The organism is Pseudoalteromonas sp. Scap06 (assembly GCF_013394165.1).
Lineage (GTDB): Bacteria > Pseudomonadota > Gammaproteobacteria > Enterobacterales > Alteromonadaceae > Pseudoalteromonas.
The window spans coordinates 1,295,948-1,319,518 of the sequence record NZ_CP041330.1; the positions used below are offsets into that span (position 1 = coordinate 1,295,948).

The following is a 23,571-nucleotide window of genomic DNA, read 5'->3' on the forward strand; positions in this document are numbered from 1 at the left end:
GTGGGGGGAATACAAAAGGCAGCGACATACTGCGCTTTAAAATTAAGTTTAGCTAATGGCTGCAAGCAGCTCGTCGGCTAGTTGGTTTAGTGCGTCAGGGTCTTGATTTGTTAATGCATAAGTGCGCAATCCATAAATACCCATAACACAAAATCGTGCTAGTTCTATGGCACTTCGTCCATTGGTAATTTCTTTGTTATCTATCGCTTTTTGTAATTGCTGCGCAAAGGCATGCTCGTACGCCGTTAAATTAGTACGTAATACGTGGCAAATTTGTGGATCGTTACCCTCTACCTCGCTAATGCTTTTTGTAAGCAAGCACACTTTAGTTGCTTCGCCGTCAATACATTCTTGCACAATGATATTAAGGTATTGTTTCAGCGTATCTAAAATACAATTACTGTGCTCAAACAGCGCCGTAAATTGTGTATTGCGATCGGTTTGGTATTGCTCCGTAGCGGCTAAAAAAATACCTTTTTTATTACCAAATGCTCCATACAAAGAACCCGGATGTAAATGGGTTGCTTGAGTCAATTTTTGCATACTGGTTTTTGCATAGCCATGAAGCATAAACATGGCCATAGCCTGGCGTAGTACAAACTCTTTATCAAATTCTGCAGTTCTCATAATGACTCTTTTAGTGGAGAGAGTAGTAATGAAGAAATTTATTTTTCTTAGGCCTAGGTGGCAGTTTACGCAATCTTAAACAAAGTTTCAAAATTATACTTGAATATTCATTCAAGTGACCTTATCTTGAATGTACATTCAACAAAGGATAAATATTATGTCGATTGACTTACTTTCACCTTTTAAATTAAATAACAGCATAGAACTGCAAAACCGCGTACTTATGGCACCATTGACCCGTTGTATGGCAGATGACAATTTAGTGCCAACACAAGCCATGGTTGATTACTACGCTCGCCGTGCTGATGTAGGCTTAATTATTAGTGAAGCCATTATTATCCGTGCTGATGCTCAAGGTTATCCAAATACACCTGGGCTTTTCACTAGCGAACAAATTCAAGGTTGGAAAAAAGTCACTGATGCAGTACATGCCAATGGCGGAAAAATGTTTGCACAACTATGGCATGTTGGCCGTGTAGCACACCCTCACTTTTTTGGTGGTGATGTTTTGGCGCCATCTGCAATAGGGGTTGATGGTTCAGTACCGCGTATGCGCGAGCTCACTTATGTTACGCCAAAGCCTGTAACTACAGACGACATTAAAGGCTTAGTGGCTGACTACGCTAAAGCCGCAGAAAATGCGATGGAAGCGGGTTTTGACGGCGTAGAAATTCACGGTGCTAATGGTTATTTAATTGATCAATTTTTACATTATGCGGCAAATGAACGTGATGACGAGTACGGGCAAACACCAGAAAACATGTCTCGTTTTGCATTGGAAGTAACCGATGCAGTTATTGATGTTGTAGGCAATGAGCGTACCGCTATGCGTTTAACACCGGGTGCCTACTTTAATATGAGCGAAGACAATCGCGATAAAGCAGTATTTGACTACTTATTACCAGAGCTTGAAAACCGCAAGTTAGCTTATTTACACGGCGGTATTTTTGACGACAGCATGCGTTTTGATTCACTAGAAGGTAAATCAACCTCTGAGTTTTTACGAGCTGGTTATGCAAGTACCTTAGTGGGTGTAGGTAGTTATAGTTTTGAAACTGCGAAACAAGCGATTAACGACAATAAATTTGATTTAATTGCTATTGGTCGCCCGCTTATAGCTAACCCAGATTACATTAGCAAAATTAAAAACGGCGAAGAAGTCACAGCTTACAGTGATGAAATGCTAGCTGAATTGAAATAGCAGCTAATTTAGTAAAAACGATAGGACACTCATGGACAACTGTGAGTGTCTTTTTTTATACATTTATTTGCCATAATTTACTCATAATTGTTTAATCTTGCTGTCAATAAAGTTCCCCCTCGTTGTCATATTTAAAAAATAGACTGTGCCCGCTTTCATAATTACCTTTCATAATTAGAATCAAACGGGACAAGAATGTACGCTTTAAAAAATAAATCGATTTTGAGCATGGCTGTGGCCATGGCGGTATCAACTTCAGCTTATGCTAACGATAACGTGATAGAAGAAGTAACCGTTACTGCAAAACCAACCAGTTATGCAAACAACGTTATTGAACCTGCCATGCTTGAGCAACAAAGCTCGGTATCGAGTGTGTTATCGGTAATTGATAACTTGCCAGGTATTAGCATAAACGAAGGCGACGCATTTGGCGGCGACGATTGGTCAACAACTATTACCATGCGTGGTTTTAGTATTGACTCAAACCAACAGCAATTAGGTATGACGATAGACGGCATTCCTAATGGCGGCTCTAATTATGGCGGTGGTGCTAAAGCGAATCGTTACCTAGATAGCGAAAATCTTGTCACCGTGGAAGTAGGTCAGGGCACCTCAGATATTAAATCTGCCTCGTTAGAGGCGCTAGGCGGTACTTTTAACTTTGTAAGTAAAGCGCCTAGCTTTGAAAAAAGCACCACTTTTGCATACACCTCAGGCAGCCATGACGCAAGTCGCTATTACGTTAAACACGAAACAGGCACCATTTTTGATAATACTCAAGCGTATGTGAGTTATTCGCAAACCGATACTAGCCGTTGGATTGGCTCGGGCAGCAATGGCGGGAAAGATAACCAACACGCTGAAGCGAAATTTGTCACCACCCTTGATGAGTTAACTATTACAGGGCGTTTATCGTACGACGATGTAAGCGAAACCAACTACAATAGCGTGAGCTTGGCACAATTTGAACAAACTCCAGATTGGGATCAACTAACATGGAACTGGACAGGCGTTCCTCACTTTGACCAAATGTTTGCAGAAGGTTGGGGCACGCTGCGTGAAAACACTCTAGGGTATTTAAAGTTTGAATACGCGATTTCACCCATCTCATTGTTAACCGTTAGCCCGTATTACCATAAAAACTCAGGCCGAGGTGATTGGATCCCTCCTTATTTAACGTCTCCTGTAGATGAAAATGGTAACCCAACCACGGAAGGTGGTACAAACGCAGGCTCTTATGGCTTTACAGATAGTAATGGCAACCCACTTGCTCCCAACGCAGGTTGCACGGTTAGCTTAAATTGGCCGTGGGAGTCAGGCCCTGAGCTCAACCCTTCATGTTACGACGCTGATGCCACGCCTGTTATGTCTTATCGTCATACACATTATAATAAAGATCGTTTAGGGGTAACTGCTAATTATCAAGCAAGCATTGGCATGCACGATATTGAAGCCGGTTTTTGGTATGAGCAAAGCGACCGTGATGAGTCACGAGATTGGCATAAAGTTATAGATGCGCGTATTTATCATCATTTTGATAACACCCCTTATTGGACGCAATATAAAAACACCTTTGAGACCGATACGCTCAAATGGTACGCCCAAGACTCAATGGCATTTGGCGACTTAACCCTTAATCTAGGGGTGAAAAAGTACTTAGTAGACATAGAAAAGTATGACCATTATCAAAACGCCATCACAGCTAAAGTAAACAGTGATTCAGACCTTCTATTTAGTGGCGGCATTTTGTATCAGCTAAATAGTAATACTGAGTTATTTACCAGCTATAGCGAAAACTTTGCCGCCATTAAAGATGGTGTGCTTGAGCGCGACAGCTCTGACTTATCAGCTATTAAGCCAGAAACCGCTGAAAATATTGATCTAGGTGTACGCTATCAAAATAATGCACTTAAGCTAACGGCAACGGCCTATTCAATTGAATTTGATAACCGTATTACCTTTATCGCACCAGGCAGCGACACGGGGGGTATTGATTACACCATAGGTACTAACGGCTCGTACCTAAATGTGGGCGGTATTGAATCGACAGGTTTAGAGCTGTCAGCAAGTTATATGCTTAATAATGAGTGGAATGTATATAGCTCATACACCAATAATAGCTCTGAATACAAAGGCGATGCGCCAGGCTTTGAAGCAGGAGGCAAAGTAATTGATTCAGTAGATGATTTATTTGTGCTTTCAACCGATTATTACAGCGGTGATTTCCGCTTTGGTTTATCGGCTAAATACACTGGCGAGCGTGGCGATGTAGATAGCTACACCGTGGTTGATTTAAACGCAGGTTATACAGCCGAAGTTAACGCAGGCCCGTTTAAAGCCGTTGATATTGCTTTTGTGGTTTACAACATTACTGATGAAAGCTACCTAGCGGGCGGCACAGGCAATGGAAGCACTTACTTTATTGGCGCCCCACGCACAGCAGCCGTGACGTTAACGGCCACGTTTTAAAACGTAATAAACGTAATTAAGCCCATCATTGATGGGCTTTTTATTAAACGAGGTGTGTATGCAAACAATAGTAACAATACTAATAATCGGTTTGGTTTTACTTAACAGTCAGGCGGTTTTGGCAGCACCGCAAAATGTGGTGTTGGTAACTTTAGATGGGGTTCGCTGGCAAGAAGTCTTTAATGGTGCCGATAGCAAGCTGATTAATAATAAAGATTTTGTTAAACAACCAGCGCTATTAAAGAGCCAATTTTGGCATGAAAGTGTGCAACAGCGTCAACAGTTGTTAATGCCATTTTTAACTCAAACCATTGCAAAACAAGGCGTTATTATTGGCGATAGGGCTAAAGGCTCAACTATGTCGGTGAGTAATCCGTGGTATTTTTCATACCCTGGGTATAACGAAATTCTCACTGGCGAAGTGGATGAAAATATCAACAGTAACGACAAGGTATTCAACCCAAATAAAACTATTTTAGAGCGTTTAAACGCTCAGCCTGAATTTAAAAACAGCACCGCGTTATTTGGTAGTTGGGATGTGTTTCCTTACATTGTAAATACCCAGCGCAGTAAGGTGCAGGTGAATGCGGGGTTTATGCCCGTTGCTGATGATTTATTTGCCGACGCAGCGCTACTTAATGCGCTACAAACAGAAATACCCAGCCCATGGCACAATGTACGGCTTGATAGTTTTACCTATCGATTTGCTAAAGCTTATATGCTGGCGAAAAAACCAAGATTATTGGTGATTAGCTTAGGAGAAACTGACGATTTTGCTCACGATAGCCATTACGATGCTTACTTAAAGTCGGCCAAACAAAGCGATGCATTTTTAAAAGATTTATGGCAAACCATTCAAAGCACAGCAGGTTATAAAAATAATACTACGTTAATTGTTACTACCGATCACGGCCGTGGCAGCTACGCAAACGATTGGCAACATCACAGCTCTAAACGGGCATTAGCAAATTCGGAGCAGGGTAAAAAGGCATTTCCTGAGGGAATTATTGGCTCTGAGCATATTTGGCTGGCAGCTATTGGCCCTGCAATTAAAAATAACGGCTTAATTAAAACTAAAAACGAGCTTAAACAAGCGCAAGTTGCCGCCACCGTTTTAAAAGCACTTGGGCAAAACCCACACATAATTAACCCTAATATGGCACCGGCTATTAATGAGATTTTAAAATGAAACAGTTACTAAAAACCGTTAAGTATTCTGCACTGTCACTGACTATTGTGATTAGCAGTGTAGCAATGGCTGCGCCGTCTAAAATATTATTTGGTTCTTGCGGGCACCAAGATAAAGACATTCCTATATTTAACGCCATTAACAAAGAGCAGAGTGATTTATTTATTTTTTTAGGCGATAACATTTATGGCGATACTAACGACATGGCTGTACTTAAAAATAAATACCAACGCCTTGGGGCAAAGCCTGGCTTTAAAGCACTACGCGCAAAAACACCAATAATAGCCATGTGGGATGATCACGATTATGGTCAAAATGACGCGGGGAAAGAGTATCCGCATAAGGAAGCATCGCGACAAATCATGCTCGATTTTTGGCAAGAACCGGCAAATTCAAAACGCCGTACCCGTGCTGATGGTATTTATACCTCGTACATGTATGGCGAAGGCGAGCAAACCGTGCAGGTGATCATGCCAGATTTACGCTTTAATCGTGACACACTTAATTCTGTTAGCGAGCTTGAGTATTACACCAAGCGTAAACTAAATAACCAAGGCCCGTACAGTCCAACTGAAGTTAAAGGCGCGTCAATGCTAGGGGAGGCACAGTGGCAATGGCTTGAGCAAGAGCTGAAAAAGCCAGCGGCAATAAAGCTAATAGCGTCAAGCTTGCAGTTACTGCCAGATTTTACCGGCTGGGAGTCGTGGGCAAATTTTCCTGAGGATCGAAACCGTTTATTTGCGTTAATTAAAAAACACCAAGTAAATGGTGTGATTATTATTAGTGGCGATACTCACTGGGGCGAGATTTCAAGGTATCAACATAACCTTGATTACCCGCTTATTGAAATGACCAGCTCAGGCCTGACAGAAAAGTGGAAAGACGTTAGCCCTAACCAGCATCGTGTCGGTGATTACACGCATAATGTTAACTATGGTGATTTAAGCATAGACTGGCAACAAGTCGACCCTGCTATTTCATTAAAGCTTAAAGGCATTGAGGGTCAGGTTATTATGCAAAGTGACTTTAGTCTTTCAAGTATTTGTCCTTATAAATAGCATCACCATTTAAATAATAAACGCACTGCGGTTCAAGCTGTGCGTTTAAAAGTTCATCTATTGGCGGGCTAACTTGCTGATTTATTAACGCCAATGCTCCCTTAGCGCTACCGCTTAAATTGAAAATATCTTACACTGGCTTTATCTCAAGTAAGGCTGGTATCGTATGCTCAATATTATTCAATCAAACCGTATGGAAGCCCTGCAAGCGCAGTTTCATCAGCTATTAAAAATAAACCCATTGCAAAGCCCATTTGATAAAGAAGTGGTGTTAGTGCAATCGCCGGGTATGTCGCAGTGGCTTAAAATCGGTTTAAGTGAAAATTTAGGCGTAGCTGCACAGGTAGACTTTCCGCTGCCGTCGAGTTTTATTTGGCAGTTGTATCAGCAATTACTGCCAAACGTGCCTAAAGAGTCGGCCTTTAACAAACCTAACCTTGCTTGGAAATTATTTGCCATTTTACCCCAGTGCATAAATGAGCCGCTGTACTTACCGCTTAAAACCTATTTAGAGGGCGATATTGACGGCCAAAAAACCTTTGCTCTATGTGAAAAAATAGCCGATGTGTACGACCAATATTTGATGTACCGCCCCCATTGGATAGCCAGTTGGGATAGTGGCACCGATGAGCTTGATGATGTTGATATAACGATTGCGCCTTGGCAACCCGATTTATGGCGTCGTATCGTCAAATTAAGCAAGCAGCTGGGGCAAAGCCAATTTCACCGTGCCAATATGCAAGGGCAGTTACTCAGTGCACTTGAGAGCATGGATAGCAGCTTATTACCAAAACGCATTAGCTTATTTGGCATATCTGCCATTGCTAGCTCGCAGCTTGAGGTGTTTGAAGCCTTAAGTAAAAAAACTGAAGTGTTTTTGTTCTTTTTTAACCCTAGCGAGCATTACTGGGGCGATATCATTGATGAAAAAACAGCCGCTAAAATCACCGCTAAATATGCCAAAATGCCGCTGCTGGAAGCGCAGCAAAAAAAGCACACCAATCCCGATGAGGAATACTATTTTATTGGTAATCCGCTGTTATCGTCGTGGGGTAAACTCGGCCGCGATTATTTTGAGCAACTAGTGCAGCTTGATGCCCGCTGGATTGATGGCTTTATAGATGTATTTGACGACAGCTTACTTGGCCAAGTGCAAAGTGAAATTTACCAACTTGCCTTTAAAGGTGAGTCGCTCACCGATAACAAAGAATGGTTTATAAACGATGAGGGCAAGCTGCCAATAACTGCAAACGATGCAAGTATTACACTTAGTGATTGCCATACACCGCTTCGAGAAGTAGAGCGTTTACACGATTACTTACTTAATTTGTTTAATCAAAACTCAGCGCTTACCCCGAAAGACATCATCGTGATGATGCCCGATGTTGGCACCTACAGCCCTTATATTGAAGCAGTTTTTGGTGGTGCACAGGGCAGCCGATTTATACCTTATGCGCTAGCTGATTTAGCCATAGAGCAAGAAAAACCTGTACTGAGTTCGTTTGCCAGTTTGGCTAACTTACCGTTTTCGCGCTTCGGCGTGTCGGATATTCTCGATTTATTACAGGTTACCCAAATTGCTGAAAAATTTGGTTTAGAAGCACATGAATATGAGCAAATTCAGTATTGGTTGGAGCGTGTTGGCGTTAAATGGGGCGTAAACGCTGAACATAAAAGTAGCTTTGACTTACCCGCAATTGAGCTTAACACTTGGCAGCATGGCTTAAACCGTTTACTACTGGGTATTGCCATGCGCGATGAACAGTGCCCATTTAATGGTATTTACAGTGCCGATGAGGTTGAGGGCATGGCGCTCGATACACTCAATAAGCTGGTACACTTTATTGATGTGCTGCAAGACTTTAAAGCTAAGCTCACCCCCGATGACACACTCACCAATAAAGCCCAAATTTTAAATGAGCTGCTCAATACTATTTATGAGAGCGAAAGTGACGACAGTTGGGATTTATTAGTGCTGCAAAAAGTACTCGAAGATATTGGTAAGCACCACGATAACGGTGATTACAGTGAGGCCGTGTCGCAGCGCATTGTTAGCTATTTAATTAAACAAGGCATACAAGAAAAAGGTGTCGGCCAACGTTTTTTAGTGGGGCAAGTGAATTTTTGTACGTTAATGCCAATGCGCGCCGTGCCGTTTAAGGTAGTGTGTATGTTAGGCTTGAACGATGCCGATTACCCACGTACCGTGCAGCCTATCGGTTTTGACTTAGTACCTTACTCTAAAAAGCAAAAAGGTGATCGTTCACGAAAACTCGATGACCGTTACCTCTTTTTAGAAGCACTTCTCAGTGCCCGAGATAATTTATATATGAGCTACATTGGTCGCTCATGTTTTGACAACCAGCCGCGCATGCCATCAACGCTTGTCAGTGAATTGTTAGAATACATAGGTCGCAGCTTCAAACTTAGCGAACCCAGTGATAAATCCTTGCCAGATTGTCTTATTAGCCAACAACATTTACAACCTTTTAATAGTCAGTATTATCTGCCAGCTAGCGCTGAACAGGCAGGGCTTAACAACCACAGCTATAACCCAATTTGGCTGCCTAGCGAGGCCATTGAGCCAAAAGCAATTACTACGCTTGATGTAACGCCTCCAGAGCTACTTGATCTTGATGTGTTTATTCGCAGTGTGTGCCATGCCCAAGAGAGCTTTTATCAGCAAAGCTTAGGGTTACGTTTGCCGCAATTTAACGATATAGCCAAAGATGAAGAACCGTTTAGCTTAGATGCGCTACGCCGTTATTTTTACCTTGATGAAATACTTGAAGCTAATATTAACGATATCCCACTAAGTACCGAACAAATACTGCAGCGCGGTGAGTTGCCGCAAGCTCATGTTGGTAGCTTAATTTATGAAAGCATGCAACATCGCGTTGATGCGCTTGCAGGGCAAGTAAAACAACAAATAAAAGCGGGTAAAAGCGAACCGATAGAAGTATTACTGTCACTTGAAAACACCACCATTGAAGGCTGGTTAAACCATGTGTATATGCAAAAACAAGTGTTTTATCGCAGTGCTAGTATTAAAGCTAAAGATTTAATTAAAGGCTTTATTTATCATCTTGCTGCACAAAGCATGCAACAAGAGGTTGAAACTTTATTACTGGGTTTAGATAAACAAATTAGCTTTGCCCCAATGAGTAAAGCCGATGCCGATTTACTGCTCGCAGATTGGTTTGAGCTTTATAAAGCATTACGCAACAAGCCCGTGGCGTTTTTTCCGGTAAGTGGTTATGAATACGTAAAAAGCGGTGGTGATATGGCAAAAGCCAACAGTAAATTTAGTCCACAGTATATTGGCCGAGGTGAAGGAGAAAACCCTTATATTCGTTTAACGGTGCAATCACTTAATGACTGCCAAGACGAATTTATACATTGGAGCGATAAGCTACTCGCCCCATTATTCGAGCACGCCAAGGAGAGTGACTATGCAAGCGCTTAATCCACTCACTATGCCATTATCAGGACAAAGCTTAATTGAAGCCAGTGCAGGCACAGGTAAAACCTACACGATCACGGGTTTGTATTTGCGTTATTTATTGGGTATGCAAATATCCGGTGAGCTAAATACGCCATTGAGTGTTGAGCAAATTTTGGTAGTCACCTTTACCGATGCCGCCACGCAAGAAATTAAAGACCGTGTTCGTAGCCGTATTATTGCTGCGCGTGATGCGTTACTGGGGCAAGTACCCAATGATGAGCTAATTGAGGATGTAATAGCGGGCGTTGATGACAAGCACCGTGCATTTGACTTACTCGATGCCGCAGCTAAATCAATGGACGAAGCAGCTATTTTTACCATTCATGGTTTTTGTCAGCGAATGCTAAAGCAGCATGCGTTTGAATCCGGTGTGGCATTTAACTTAGAGTTCATTTTAGATGAGCGCGATATTCTGCTTGAAACCATAAAAGACTTTTGGCGCGCGTTTGTATACCCACTTAGTAAAGAAAAAACAGATGCGATTTTAGCGGTATTTGCCGCGCCCGAATCACTATTTAGTCATGTAAGTAGTATTTTAAATAAGGCGAACGCAGAGATAACCCCGCAAGTTAGTTTAGATGCGGTATGGCAAGCGCGAGATGAATACTTGGCGCGTATTCCTGCCTTTAAAAAAGCGTGCCTAGAGCAAGAGTTTATTGGCGCTGTTAAAGCATCCGATTTAAGTGGTTCAAAAACACCTGGGCGAAAGGGCAGCCTTGCTGCACTTGAAGCATTTTGCTTAGGCAATGATGACTTTTTTGAATTTGGTACCAGTAAGTATTCGTTTGAGGTGTGGAGTAGCGAGAACTTAAGTAATGCCGCTAATTATAAAAAAAATGGCACATTACTGACTCATCCACTTATTAGCCAATTCGATGCCTTAGCCGCACTTAACAACACCATTAACCAAGGGTTAAAAATTGCGATAGTGCAATATGCGGCGAGCTGGGTAAAAGCGGCCATAGTTAAACGCAAACAAGAACAAAGCGTGATCACCCCTGACGATTTACTGACTAATTTACACAGTGCCTTAAAGAGTGAACAAGGTGATGTGCTCGCACAAAAAATAGCGCAGTTATTTCCGGTGGCAATGATAGATGAGTTTCAGGATACTGACCCGATTCAGTACGGGATTTTTAGTAAAATTTATGCTCAAAGCAATACCACTTTAGCTATGATAGGCGATCCCAAACAAGCAATTTATGGGTTTAGGGGCGCAGATATATTTACCTACATTGGCGCAAAAGAAGCGGTAGATGAGCCACAACAATTTACATTGGGCACTAACTTTCGCTCAAGCAGTGATATTGTAAATAGCATAAATAGCTTATTTAGCAAATACGAAAACAGCTTTATTTATAACGACGCCATTCCATTTAATAAAGTGAAAGCGAAAGGAAAAAAAGCAGATGAGTCGTTTTTAATTGACGGTAAACCTGCCACCGCGTTTGAGTTTAATGTGTTTGTAGATGAAGCCGGCGATGAAAAAAATAAGCCGACCAGTAAAGGCTTAGGGCAAGCTCATTTAGCCACCCATTTTACCAATAAAATTGTTACTTTACTTGAGCAGGCAAACCAAGGAATAGCCTGTATTGGCAGTACGCCGGTAAGCGCTGCTGATATTTGTATTTTGGTGCGCGACCGCGTTGAAGCACAAATAATGAAGCAAGCGCTGAGTAAAGCTAATATTGCCAGTGTGTATTTGTCGCGCGACAGTGTATTTAGCCAAGAGTTAAGTCATCACTTGCTCAATTTTTTAACGGCTTTGCATGGTCAGTACGATGAGGCGTTACTACGCGGTGTATTAGCTGGCCCGTTATTTTGTTTAAGCTATAACGATATTTTTGCTCTAGCCGATGATGAAAATAGCTGGCAAGAACACCTAAACTTTTTTGCTCAACTTAGCCATATTTGGCATAAGCAAGGGGCAATGGCAATGCTCGAACGCTTACTGAGTCACAATCAGCTCAGTGCCAAGTGGCAAGGCTTGGGCTATAACGTAGAGCGGTGGCTTACCGACTTTAGACATCTTGGCGAAATACTGCAGCAAAAACAAATAGAGCTTGAAGGGACACTTCGTTTATTACGTTGGTTTGCGCAAAAGGTGAGCCAGCAAGATGGCGAAACAGTGCAAGTTCGCTTAGAAAGTGATGCGAACTTAGTTAAAATTGTGACTATGCACGCTTCTAAAGGGCTTGAATACCCATTGGTATTTATGCCATTTGCCAGTGGTTATCGTGAAACTAAAGACGCGCTTTATCATCAAAATGGCAAGTTGATTTACGATTTAAGTAAAGACGAAGACGCCTTGCAAAAAGCCGAACAAGAACGTTTAGCAGAAGACTTACGTTTGCTTTATGTGGCACTGACCCGTGCAGTGCATTTTTGTTCGCTGGGCGTGTATAACATTTCTCAAGGGCAAAGTAGCCGTTTAGCAATTCAAAGTAGTGCGCTGGGGCATGTGTTATTCTCAGGATTAGAGATAAGCAGTAGCCAAGTATGGCGCACCCATTTAAGTGAATTTTGTGAGGCTAATCATGCTATGCAATACCAGCAATTTACCTCAGGCGAATTACATGAGCAGGGCATACTTCGGTTAAAAAATAGTGACACTAAACAGCACGATTTACTTATTAATACAGTAACTGCGCAGATTGAACGTGACTGGCGAGCAACTAGCTTTAGTGCCTTGAGCTTTAAAAAGCATGCTGACCAACTTGCTCCAGGGCGCAGCGATGAAGATCATCAAAGAGATGAGTTTGCCGTGCAGCAAGATGAACTTCCTTCACCGTATAGCTTTCCTAAGGGTGCAAAACCAGGGAGTTGTTTGCACGAAATATTTGAGCAGCTTGATTTTACCAGTCCGGTAAATCATCCCACGAATGCCGAGCAAAACTTAACGGCTGTGATTGAGCGTGCTTTTGAAAAGTACCATATCGATGAGCAATGGCAGCAAATTACCGAGCAATGGGTACTCGATGCACTTAATTGCCCGTTAAACAGCAAGAATAATTTAAGTTTGAGCCAATTAGCGCCAAGTGACTGTTTAGTAGAAATGGAGTTTAATTTACCGCTTAGCAGCCTCAGTGCCCCTAAGCTTAATGAAGTGTTAATTAAACATTTTGGTTTTAACCAAAGTAAACTTGAGTTTGCCCATGTTAAAGGGTTACTAAAAGGCTTTATTGATTTAATTTTTTGCTACCAAGGCAAGTATTATATTTTAGATTATAAATCGAATTATTTGGGCAGTACCGCTGCCGATTATGTGTCTGAGCAGCTAGAGCAAGCAATGACCAGTCACCAATATCATTTACAGTATTTAATTTATACCGTAGCGCTGCATCGCTTGCTTAAACAGCGAATTCCCGATTATTCAATAGAGGCGCATTTAGGCGGTGTTTATTATACTTTTTTACGCGGTATGCCAGCAGGTGAGGGAGTGTACTTTAAACAGCTAAGTCCAGATCAAGTCGTTATTTTAGATGGCTTGTTTAGCCAAGGAGCCATGCTATGAGTGATTTAAATCAACAACCGGGTTTGTTTGATGACTTAGATGATGCCCCTATAGACGAACCTGTGCTCACAACAGCACAGCCAACGATGCAGGGCAGCGAAAGTATTAAAGTCGTGCCGTTGCTAACGTATTTAACGGACGAACATAGAGTGCGTGTGGTTGATGTAAAACTGGCTGAATTACTCAGTGGCACAAACGCACAGCAAGGGTATGACGACCTCTTTTATATAATTTTAATGCTGTGTTTATCGCAACAAAGCCAGCATAGCTGTTTAACCCTAACAGAGGTTGATTGGACTAATCCGTTTAATTTACGTCAAAGCGACTTTACTAAACTAGAAGGCACGCAGCCTGACACTCTCAGCCCATTTAGTAATGACTTTACGACTGAGGCAGCAATACGTTATTTACTCTCACATCACAGTGTTGGGGAGCAAAAGCCGCTGCAATTGTTTAATCAACGATTATATTTTTCTCGTTTAGCAGGCTATGAACAAACCCTTGCCCAACGATTACTGACAATGAGCGAACGACAACTTAACCTTGATGATGCAGTACTTGCTCAGTTATTAACCCGCTACTTTCCTGATGATCCGAGTATTGACATTGATTGGCAAAAAGTAGCGTGTGCGATTGCCGCCACAAAAGGGTTTAGTGTGATCACGGGCGGGCCTGGCACCGGTAAAACCACCACGGTAACAAAGCTGTTAGCGATTTTACAATCGTTATATAAAGCGGCGCCATTGAGCATAAAATTAGTAGCACCCACAGGTAAAGCAGCGGCACGGCTAACAGAGTCAATTTTAGGGGCTAAAAATAAGCTTAGTGAAATACCGGCTGATATTAACGCGTTGATCCCGCAAAGTGCGCAAACCATTCATCGTCTGTTGGGAGTTAAGCCATTTACCAATAAATTCCGACACGATAAAAGCAATCCGTTGCATGTTGATGTATTGATTATTGATGAGGCCAGCATGGTCGACTTATCACTTATGGCTAAACTAATTGAGGCCTTGCCAGATCATGCTCGATTGATTTTACTTGGCGATAAAGACCAACTTGCTTCGGTTGATACTGGCAGTGTAATGAGTGATTTATGCCAAGGGTTAGTGCTTGGACAAACACCGCGTTATTCAAAAGTACGCTGTGAGCAATTGAACACGCTGTGCTTTAATGGCGCTGTTAAACTAAATGCGCAAAGTCAAAGTGAGTTTAAACTTGCGGATTGCATTGCCTTTTTACAACATAGCTATCGGTTTGATGCAAAAAGTGGCATAGGTCAATTGGCGCTGGCTGTAAATACCAACAACCGAGGAATATTAAATTACGTTGAACAACAAAGCAGCGAAGGGCATTTTAGCGATATTATTTTAGACTATGATTTTGTTTCCACACCGATTGAAAAGTTAGTAAATAGTGCCGCAAGTCATTATGCTAATTACCTAACCCTGATAGCGCAAGGTGCCAGTGTTGCGAAAGTGCATGCAGCTTTTGCCAGTTATCAGTTACTTGCTGCGGTACGTGAAGGCGATTATGGTGTTAATAGTTTAAACCAGCGTATTGAACGGGTATTACAGCAGCAAGGTTTAATTAGCGTTAATCCTAATCAGCGGCATTATATAGGGATGCCGATAATGGTTAGTCAAAACGACTACCAGCTAAAATTATTTAACGGTGATATAGGGATTTTAATGCCCGATGATAGCGGCCAACTCAAGGCACTGTTTATTGATGAGCAAGGGAATGAACGGGCATTTTCACCCGCACGGCTTCCGGTGCACGATAAAGTGTATGTAATGACCATTCATAAATCCCAAGGCTCAGAGTTTAGTTATACCGCGATGGTGTTACCACCGCTCAAGCAGGCGAGTATCGGTATTAATAGGCAATTAGTGTACACGGGAATTACCCGCGCAAAACAGACCTTTGAGCTGGTGGCAGATAAAAAAGTGCTGCAATTGGCCATGGGTAAAAGTGTATCACGGGCGTCAGGCTTGTATGAGCGATTAGTGTAAAGCCATACTTATACTAATCTCTTATTTTTGGGGTTCGTTTTCTAAATAGGTTGGGTTGCCAGCCAAAATGCAGTGCGCCCAATCTTAGAAAGACGGTTACCAATAATGAACCTATAATGCACCATAAATAAGGAGCTTCTAATAAAAATAGTGTGGCATAGGTTAAGCCTCCTGCAAAGCACGCGGTGGAGTATAGCTCTTCGCGCATCACCAGCGGTACTTCTCTACAGATCACATCACGTATTAAGCCGCCAAATATACCCGTCGTCATTCCCATTGTAAGCGCAACAACCATGGTTGTACCTTCAATTAATGCTTTTTCAATGCCGACCACATTAAAAATAGCCATACCGATGGCATCAACCAGTAACATGTAATAGTTAGACAGGTCGGGCAAGTGGCGAATAAACATAACGGTGACAAAAATAGCGCCATAGGTAGCGTATAAATAATCGGGGTTGGCTATCCAAAATACAGGTTGGTTAAGAAGAATATCTCTGAGCGTGCCACCACCTAACGCAGTGACTGAGCCAACAACCACAACACCAAATCCACCAATATCTTTGTCGTGGCCTAATAATGCACCTGAAATTGCAAAGAATGCCACGCCAATAAGGCTTAAAAAATTAAAATACTCTGCCGTCATTGAGGTGTCCTTACCAGATTGAGAATTTATATTAGACATTAAAAGATAAGCGATTGGGGATTTATATTAGCTGAATAACACTGTCTATAATACAAGGACAAGGTTATTAGCCCAGTGCTTGTTATGCTGGTTCTTATTGTAAGTAGTCAACGACCAGTTGAGATAATGATTCTACGCCAAGTTGTAATGCGCTTTCGTCAACATAAAACTGAGGTGAATGATTACTTGGTGCCGTTTTAGCGTTTTGATCTTTCGGAGTAATGCCTAAAAAGTAAAACAGCCCAGGGGTTTCTAGTGCATAATAGCTAAAGTCTTCTGCACCGGTAATTAAATCTGTGGTAATAATGTTGTCAGCACCAGCAATACGGGCAAGTGTAGGGGTCATTTTTTGGGTCAGTGCAACATTATTTACTGTTACAGGGTAGCCGTGATCTATATGCACATCAGCTTTAGCCCCCGCGGATTCGGCAACCAGCTCAGCGGTTTTAGCTAAACGTTTTTTAATATCGGCACGCATCGTTTGATCAAAGGTTCTAATTGTACCAATAAGCTCTACATTATCGGGGATAATATTTGAGCGTATGCCGCCGTTAATCGCGCCAAATGAAATAACAGAAGGCGCTTTAGTTACATCTACCTGGCGAGAGGCAATTGTTTGAGTTGCCATTATAATTTGTGATGAAGCAACAATGGGATCTACGCCATTCCAAGGGCGCGAGCCATGAGTTTGACGACCCGTTACGTTAATTGTGAAAGAGTCTTCACTGGCCATTAGAGGCCCTTCTCTAAAGCCAATTTGACCAGTATTAAGTGAGCTGGTGACATGCAAGCCAAACACCGCTTCAGGTTTTTGTTTAAATAAACCTTCTTTTAGCATTAGCTCTGCGCCTCCTTCTTCTCCTTCGGGGGCACCTTCTTCATCCGGTTGAAATACAAACAGTACGTCACCCGCTAACTGATCTTTAATTTTTACCAGTGACTCTGCTACGGCCATTAGAATAGCAACATGAGTGTCGTGCCCGCAGGCATGCATAACGCCTACTTCATTACCACGATAGGTTGAGGTTTGTTTAGAGGCAAAGGGTAAATCAACTTGTTCGGTAACGGGTAAAGCATCCATATCGGCACGAAGGGCGATTAAAGGGCCTTTTTACCACCGCTTAATTTAGCCACAACACCGGTATGCGCAACATCGGTTTGTACTTCAAGCCCCAGTGATTTTAAATGGTTAGTAATGTACTTAGCGGTTTCAAATTCGCGATTACTCAGCTCTGGATATTGATGCAAATGGCGACGCCATGTAATGACTTTTTCACTTACACTTTGTGTTGCTTGTTCAAGTTGGGTGTTAATACTACTAGCAAAACTAGGCGCTGAAATTGCAGTAAATAAAACACTGCTAAAAATTATTTTTTTTATCATTTTAATTCCTTGATTTTCATCGTGTGTAATTAACTTACGCTATTACATCAATAAAAAGTAGTGTTGTTTAATAGTTAACCACAGTTAAAAGAAAGTTTATTGATACTGCTTAAGAAGGGGATAAAGCTATTTTGTTTAACACAATAGTTTGGCGCTTTTGTCGTATTTTAACGCAAATATTTAGCTTTAACGGTGAAAATGATAACAAAATGTTGCATTTTTTAAATTTGTTCCCAATACTGGTCAATGCATTGCTTTTACCATGCACTGACAACATCGTGTAATAAGCTAAGCATAATAAAAATATTCAATCAGTTAAGGATTAATATGAACAACACACACACTTTTAAACGCGCGACTTTATTTGCAGCAGCAATAGGGCTCTTAATGAGTTTTTCTGCGCTTAGTAAAGAGTATAAAGTAGTTTTAATTCATGGTTTGCAAGTATCCCAGCTTACCAATAAAGCAGGTAGTGATGTAGTAAACGATGGCCAAAGCTATTGGCAGTCTTATTGGGTAAACCGTGCCGACGAGCGCATTGACTGGCCTGCGTATGAACGAATAGAAGGAAAAATTACTACAGATTGGGTATGGCCCAAGCTACAACAGATCTCTCGCTCAAATTTATGCGAGCCAGGCTGCGTGTTTGTAACCCACTCTACCGGTGACTTAGTTGCCCGATATATTATAGATAACCAAGAAAACTGGCTAGAAAACGCGGGTTTAAAACCGCTTAATATTATTGCTACCTTTGATTTAGCAGGTGCTGGTGGCGGTAGTGAATTAGCCGACTTAGCGGTGAGTGCGTTAACCGGCGCATCGTGGAATTTTGCTGTAGATGCTGCATTAACTTGGTGGCTAGGCAGTGAAATTAATGAGGCGGTTGGTGTATTACATGATTTAAAAGTTAATAATGCACGTAGAATCGCGCCATTACCTGATGCGCGCACACCGCGTTTACGTTTTGTGGCCGATGGTAATGCTTACTTAGGTTTAACGGCTGGCTTTTTGCGTGGTAACGATGATTCGGTAGTCGCTACTCACTCATCATGCGGTGCAAGCTCGGTAAGCTCATTTGGCAGTTGTAGCGCCAATATTGATACCAATGGGCGTTTAAAATCGCAAGGTGATGCTGTTAGTAGCTTCATGCCATACCATTATCCATTAATGATGACTAACAGTTACAGCCATAACGAAATTCAACAAGCGCAGCACCAAGGTAATGTAACGGTGGCAATGAATAATATTAGCGTGGCTGGCGATAAATTAGGATATGAAACTGTCGATGAAACTACCGGTAGTTGGTTTTGGAAAAAACAATACCGCTATGTGAAAGACTCTGATAATTTGAGTGCTTCAACGCTCATATATAATGTGATCCCATAAAGGTGATTGTGCGTGCGGCTTTATATGCTGCATGCTTTTGGTACCAATTAGCTTTATGCAGTTATTTATTTTTAGCCAAAAAAAGCTTAATGCAAATTGCATCAGCTTTACGTTCTAAAAGTGATTAACTGCTTGATGTTATAGGATAAATAACAATGAAAAAATCCTACGTTATTGTTTTAGTAATAATAGTTACCGGCTTGATGTGGTTTTTAGGTAAAGGCAATGCTAGTTATTCAGCTTCGCAAACAACAGCTAAAGAGCATAAAAAAACACCTGAATTTGTTGCTATGCCAGCAAAACCTAAGGTACTAGATATTAAACCGAGCATAAAAAACATGCCTAAAGAGCAGCATGAGTTTAATGAAGATATAGCTAAAGCAGCATCGGCAGTCGCGCAGCAATATCAGCAAAGCTTAGCATTTCCACCTTATTCGCAACCTTTAACGGTATATGATGAAGACCGGCTTAAGCCAAATCAGTTTTTTCCTGTTACTAGCCCTGTAGGAGAGCAAGGGGGGGAGTTAACCTTAAGTTTATCTCAATATCGCTATGTCTATCCGCAAGCAATTGAATTAACCATAAGCGCACAAAATTTAGGTAAAGCACAGGTAACACTCAGTGATACGGATACCAAACAGCCGTTAAAAACACATAGCGGTGTTGCTCGTGACAATAAGCTAGCAATTACGTTTAAAGGTGAGGAAGACTATCCTCGTAATTTACAATTATTAGTTGAAGCCGACATTGCAGGTAAAATGGTCCCTGTGGTGGCACAAATACAATATATGCCGCCTAGTGCAACCCTAACTAGCTTTGATAGCGCGTATCCACGTAATGATAATATGATAGTGCCTGCTAATTTAACGGTTATAAAAAGTGGCTTATATCGCTTAAGAGCTAACTTATACAGTGGTAGTTCGCCATTAGCGCATTTAGTTGCTAAAGCACGTTTAAATGAGGGCAGCGAAAAAATTGATTTTAAAGCGCATTGGTCTGTTTTGCCTAAGCAAACAAATGGCTTACGATTGAGTGACTTTGTTATTGAGCGTATGTCGCCAAGCCCAGGTGAGCGTAACAGCTTTGGGCAAAGTAAAGTGAGTGAGTTTACTATTGAAGATTTTGCTTACGATAGCTTACAGCAGCTACCTTATCAGGCGAATAAACAAGAATTGCAGAGTTTAGAGTTTTTACAAGGATTAGCTGCCGGTAAGTAGCAGCATAGAACAGAGTGAAGGGTTTGCATTACTGCAAACCCTTAAAAAATTAGCTTAAATTAATTGTAACCACGTCGGCTTGGTTTAGTTCATCTTGTTCAGGATTAACCGGCGTTTTTGGTATATCTGGTTTATCTAACGCGATATCGCCACCATCAATAACGTCACCGGTTTGCAGATTAGCAAAATCAAACAATTGGTTATCAGCTAAATGCGAAGGTACAACATTTTGCATTGCAGTAAAAATACTTTCTATACGCCCTGGGTGCTCTTTATTCCATTGTTCTAGCATGTTCTTGGTGTGCTTACGTTGTAAGTTTTCTTGTGAGCCACATAAGTTACACGGAATAATAGGGTAGCCTTGACTAAATGCGTATTGGCTAATATCGGCTTCTTTACAATAAGCTAATGGGCGAATAACCATGTGCTCGCCATTATCACTCATTAGTTTAGCCGGCATACTTTTAAGTTTGCCGCCATAAAACATATTTAAAAACAAGGTTTCTATCATGTCATCGCGGTGATGACCCAATGCGATTTTAGTAGCGCCTAGCTCTTTAGCCGTACGATATAAAATACCACGGCGTAGACGAGAGCAAAGTGAGCACGTTGTTTTACCTTCAGGAATAATATCGGTAACAATACTGTAGGTATCTTCTTCGACAATTTTGTATTCAATATTTAAATTATCAAGGTATTCAGGCAGTACATGCTCAGGGAAGTCTGGTTGTTTTTGGTCAAGGTTAACCGCAAAAAGATCAAACTTGATAGGGGCAACACGCTGTAAATGTTGCAGCATATCGAGCATAGTGTAACTGTCTTTTCCGCCAGATAAGCACACCATGATACGATCACCTTCTTCTATCATGTTAAAATCCATGACAGCTTGACCTGTGAGGCGACGTAAACGCTTTTGAAGCTTATTTAAGTTGTGTTGAGCTTTGGCTTGAGCAGAATGAGACACTACGCCCCCTTATAAACAGTACGGCAAAATTAATTGCTAAAAATAAAGGGGCGTATTATATGCCATATGTAATATCACAGCTACAGCAAACGTTAACTTTCTGCGAGTGGACTTACATAGCCATCAGGTTTCAATGCAAGTACATCACAATCGAGGCTGTCAATAACATGCTCAGCGGTGTTACCCACTAATGCAGCACTTAAGCCGGTACGTCCCACAGTGCCAATAACCACTAACTCACTATTTAAACGACTTGCAACATCCGGTATCACATCTTCTGGCAAGCCCTCTTCAATAAAGCATTGATCAGAGGTTAAGTTAAACTCATTAGCTAATTCATTGGTTGATTCAATGTGATGTTTTTTAACTGATTCGTTGTAAAGCCCAGGATTAAACTCAGGAATTTCTATCGCAATATTTACCGGTGTAGCAGGGTAGGCATTGACTAAGTTAAGTTTAGCATTAGCCAGTTCACATAAAAATTGTGCATCTTTAATTATGCGTTTATTAAGTGATAGGTGTTGCTCATTTTCACTGACTGCATTCACAGCAGCTAAAATATTACCTTGTGCTGGCCATTGCATATCTTTAACAAATAGAACGGGCGTTGGGCATTTTCTAACTAAATGCCAGTCTGTAGGAGTAAAAATAACCGCTTTTAGTGCGCCATGTTGATGCGTACCTTTGATAACCAAGTCGTATTTATCATTGATAACGGTATTAATTATTGCCTCGTATGGGCGATTATGCCAAATAACTTGCGTATCTATATTTATATTTTGATAAGGAGAGATCAGCTCTTTAAGCCATAGCTCACGATCTTTAAGGACGGCTTGACGCATTGCTTCACGTTCATCGCCTGATAGCATAGTAGTCATTTCGTAAGAGAAATCGTAAACCGTCATAAATGCGGTAATGCTCGCACCCGACTTTTTGGCTAAATCTATTGAACGCGCGAGGGCATTTTGATCGTCTTTAGTTGGATCAATAACCGCGATAATACGTTTAATCATTTCCATTGTGCTACTCCATTCACTTAACAGTTATACATTCAGTGTAACGCAAATACACAACAGTTAAAGGGGGAAGCACTAAGATTATTGTTCTATATCAAGAAATAAAGTTTCTCTAATTTTAAAACTCTTTATGTTGAATAAAAGCATGAAGGGCTTTATAAAAATTTAATTATTCTCAGGTTTTATTGAAGTGTTATCTTCTACAGTAAATCCACTCGTTTTTTTCACAAAGCCCACTTCAGGTAGTAAGTTATAAACGTTATCTTTAATGGTAGAAAACAGATAACTCTTTCCACCTCTACTGAATAAGTTAATAAGATACCAATATTTTTTTTCAGGATAAACGGTCATATCAACGTTAATAAAGTGATTGTTATTGATATAAATGCCTCTAACGTATTTGTCATCTATTAGCTCGTCGGTTACATCTGACTGTATTCTAATGCCTCCCTTAGAACGTAAAATAGTGTTGTGAGTAAAATAAATATTTCCCCAATTAAAAGGCTCCGTTACACTTCTTGGTTTATTTGGGTAAGCATTGAGGATAAACTTATCACTGTCTATAAAGGTATTAGCAATAATTTTTACGTTAGAATAATAAGTAATTTCTATAGCAGTGCCTTTGGTGTTTTTGAAAGTGTTATATCTTACTAGAGCCTTTGATACAGGTTTAACCGTTGCAAATTTCAATGATCCCTTCAATCCCTCAAAAATATTATCTTCAACTGTAATATCATGCGTACCTCCATAGTTATTATTCCACGGGTGAGTAGTTGTTACTTGTGTGACATTTTCAAAGTAATTATTACGAATATCAATTCTGAAAGAATTTATATTCGCATCATGGGATGATAAATGTGAAGATGTTGCTCTTATAGCCGCATCACCAAAATCATAAAAGTGATTATGTTTAATTGAAATATCTTCGGAGCCTGCAAAAAGGATACCTTGCTCACCCCAAACATAATTAATTTTGTCTGTCGTTAACCCTCTAAAAATAAAACCATTAATTTCTATGAAGCGTGAATTATAAAAGGATAAAATATATTCTCCTTCAAATTGGTCACACTTTTTTAGTATGACGCCAGCATTAGCGGTGATAGTAATGTTACTAAGGTTTCTGACGATAATAGCTGAACATATATCGTAAACTCCTGGTTTGTCTATTTTAAGCTCAGAGTTTTCTGCAGTGTTTAAAATCAAGTCTTTTAGTGCTTGTGAGTCATCAATTCCATCATCGGGGATCATAGAGCTTGATACTTGACTACTAAATAAAATACTTAAAGAAAGAGTGATAAATAGAAATAAAGAATAAGGCATAAGATTGTCCTTCTATATAAGA

Annotated in this window: 14 protein-coding genes and 1 pseudogene; 9 read left to right on the plus strand and 6 right to left on the minus strand. The window is 40.9% G+C overall.

Annotated features, from left to right (window positions below; all coding sequences use genetic code 11):
• Positions 1-48: 48 nt before the first annotated feature.
• Entirely contained in the window at positions 49-627 is a 579-nt protein-coding gene (locus tag FLM47_RS06005; protein WP_008109773.1) for a TetR/AcrR family transcriptional regulator, read from the minus strand.
• 157 nt (positions 628-784) lie between these two features.
• On the opposite strand from FLM47_RS06005, the gene FLM47_RS06010 reads away from it, so the two are divergent.
• The 7 genes from FLM47_RS06010 to recD all read left to right on the plus strand — a co-directional run bounded on the left by FLM47_RS06010 (position 785) and on the right by recD (position 15,578).
• On the plus strand, positions 785-1,828 hold the full coding sequence (locus FLM47_RS06010) for an alkene reductase (RefSeq protein ID WP_178955687.1): 1,044 nt from the start codon (positions 785-787) through the stop codon (positions 1,826-1,828).
• Between the two features lie 195 nt (positions 1,829-2,023).
• Positions 2,024-4,297: a TonB-dependent receptor domain-containing protein gene (locus FLM47_RS06015; RefSeq protein ID WP_178955689.1), complete on the plus strand. Its 2,274-nt coding sequence runs from the start codon at positions 2,024-2,026 to the stop codon at positions 4,295-4,297.
• A gap of 58 nt (positions 4,298-4,355) precedes the next feature.
• On the plus strand, positions 4,356-5,486 hold the full coding sequence (locus FLM47_RS06020; protein ID WP_178955692.1) for an alkaline phosphatase family protein: 1,131 nt from the start codon (positions 4,356-4,358) through the stop codon (positions 5,484-5,486).
• Entirely contained in the window at positions 5,483-6,544 is a 1,062-nt protein-coding gene (locus tag FLM47_RS06025; RefSeq protein WP_178955693.1) for an alkaline phosphatase D family protein, read from the plus strand. The genes FLM47_RS06020 and FLM47_RS06025 overlap by 4 nt, the downstream gene beginning before the upstream one ends.
• 166 nt (positions 6,545-6,710) lie before the next feature.
• Positions 6,711-10,010: an exodeoxyribonuclease V subunit gamma gene (gene recC / locus FLM47_RS06030; RefSeq protein ID WP_178955694.1), complete on the plus strand. Its 3,300-nt coding sequence runs from the start codon at positions 6,711-6,713 to the stop codon at positions 10,008-10,010.
• Complete coding sequence (gene recB / locus FLM47_RS06035) at positions 9,997-13,563, plus strand: exodeoxyribonuclease V subunit beta (RefSeq protein WP_178955695.1); 3,567 nt, start codon at positions 9,997-9,999, stop codon at positions 13,561-13,563. Before recC ends, recB begins: the two co-directional genes overlap by 14 nt.
• Positions 13,560-15,578, plus strand: coding sequence for an exodeoxyribonuclease V subunit alpha (recD, locus tag FLM47_RS06040; RefSeq protein WP_178955696.1), 2,019 nt, complete (start codon positions 13,560-13,562; stop codon positions 15,576-15,578). The genes recB and recD overlap by 4 nt, the downstream gene beginning before the upstream one ends.
• 13 nt (positions 15,579-15,591) lie before the next feature.
• Here the strand turns inward: recD and FLM47_RS06045 are convergent, their stop codons facing one another.
• On the minus strand, positions 15,592-16,224 hold the full coding sequence (locus tag FLM47_RS06045; RefSeq protein ID WP_138609080.1) for a trimeric intracellular cation channel family protein: 633 nt from the start codon (positions 16,222-16,224) through the stop codon (positions 15,592-15,594).
• A gap of 133 nt (positions 16,225-16,357) precedes the next feature.
• Positions 16,358-17,646: pseudogene (locus FLM47_RS06050) on the minus strand (amidohydrolase).
• Positions 17,647-17,973: 327 nt separating this feature from the next.
• Between FLM47_RS06050 and FLM47_RS06055 the strand changes: the two are divergent.
• Together FLM47_RS06055 and FLM47_RS06060 are read left to right on the plus strand one after the other, a co-directional pair.
• Positions 17,974-19,032, plus strand: a complete 1,059-nt coding sequence (locus FLM47_RS06055; protein WP_178955698.1) for a hypothetical protein — start codon at positions 17,974-17,976, stop codon at positions 19,030-19,032.
• A 155-nt stretch (positions 19,033-19,187) separates the two neighbouring features.
• Entirely contained in the window at positions 19,188-20,249 is a 1,062-nt protein-coding gene (locus FLM47_RS06060; RefSeq protein WP_178955700.1) for a hypothetical protein, read from the plus strand.
• Positions 20,250-20,298: 49 nt separating this feature from the next.
• Here the strand turns inward: FLM47_RS06060 and ttcA are convergent, their stop codons facing one another.
• From ttcA to FLM47_RS06075, 3 genes are all read right to left on the minus strand, one after another.
• A complete protein-coding gene (gene ttcA, locus FLM47_RS06065; RefSeq protein ID WP_178955702.1) occupies positions 20,299-21,213 on the minus strand; it encodes a tRNA 2-thiocytidine(32) synthetase TtcA in 915 nt (304 codons plus the stop codon).
• A 92-nt stretch (positions 21,214-21,305) separates the two neighbouring features.
• Positions 21,306-22,232 carry a universal stress protein UspE gene (uspE, locus tag FLM47_RS06070; protein ID WP_178955704.1) on the minus strand — a complete coding sequence of 309 codons (927 nt, stop codon included), beginning with the start codon at positions 22,230-22,232 and terminating at the stop codon, positions 21,306-21,308.
• Positions 22,233-22,394: 162 nt separating this feature from the next.
• Entirely contained in the window at positions 22,395-23,549 is a 1,155-nt protein-coding gene (locus FLM47_RS06075) for a right-handed parallel beta-helix repeat-containing protein (RefSeq protein ID WP_178955706.1), read from the minus strand.
• Positions 23,550-23,571: the final 22 nt, after the last annotated feature.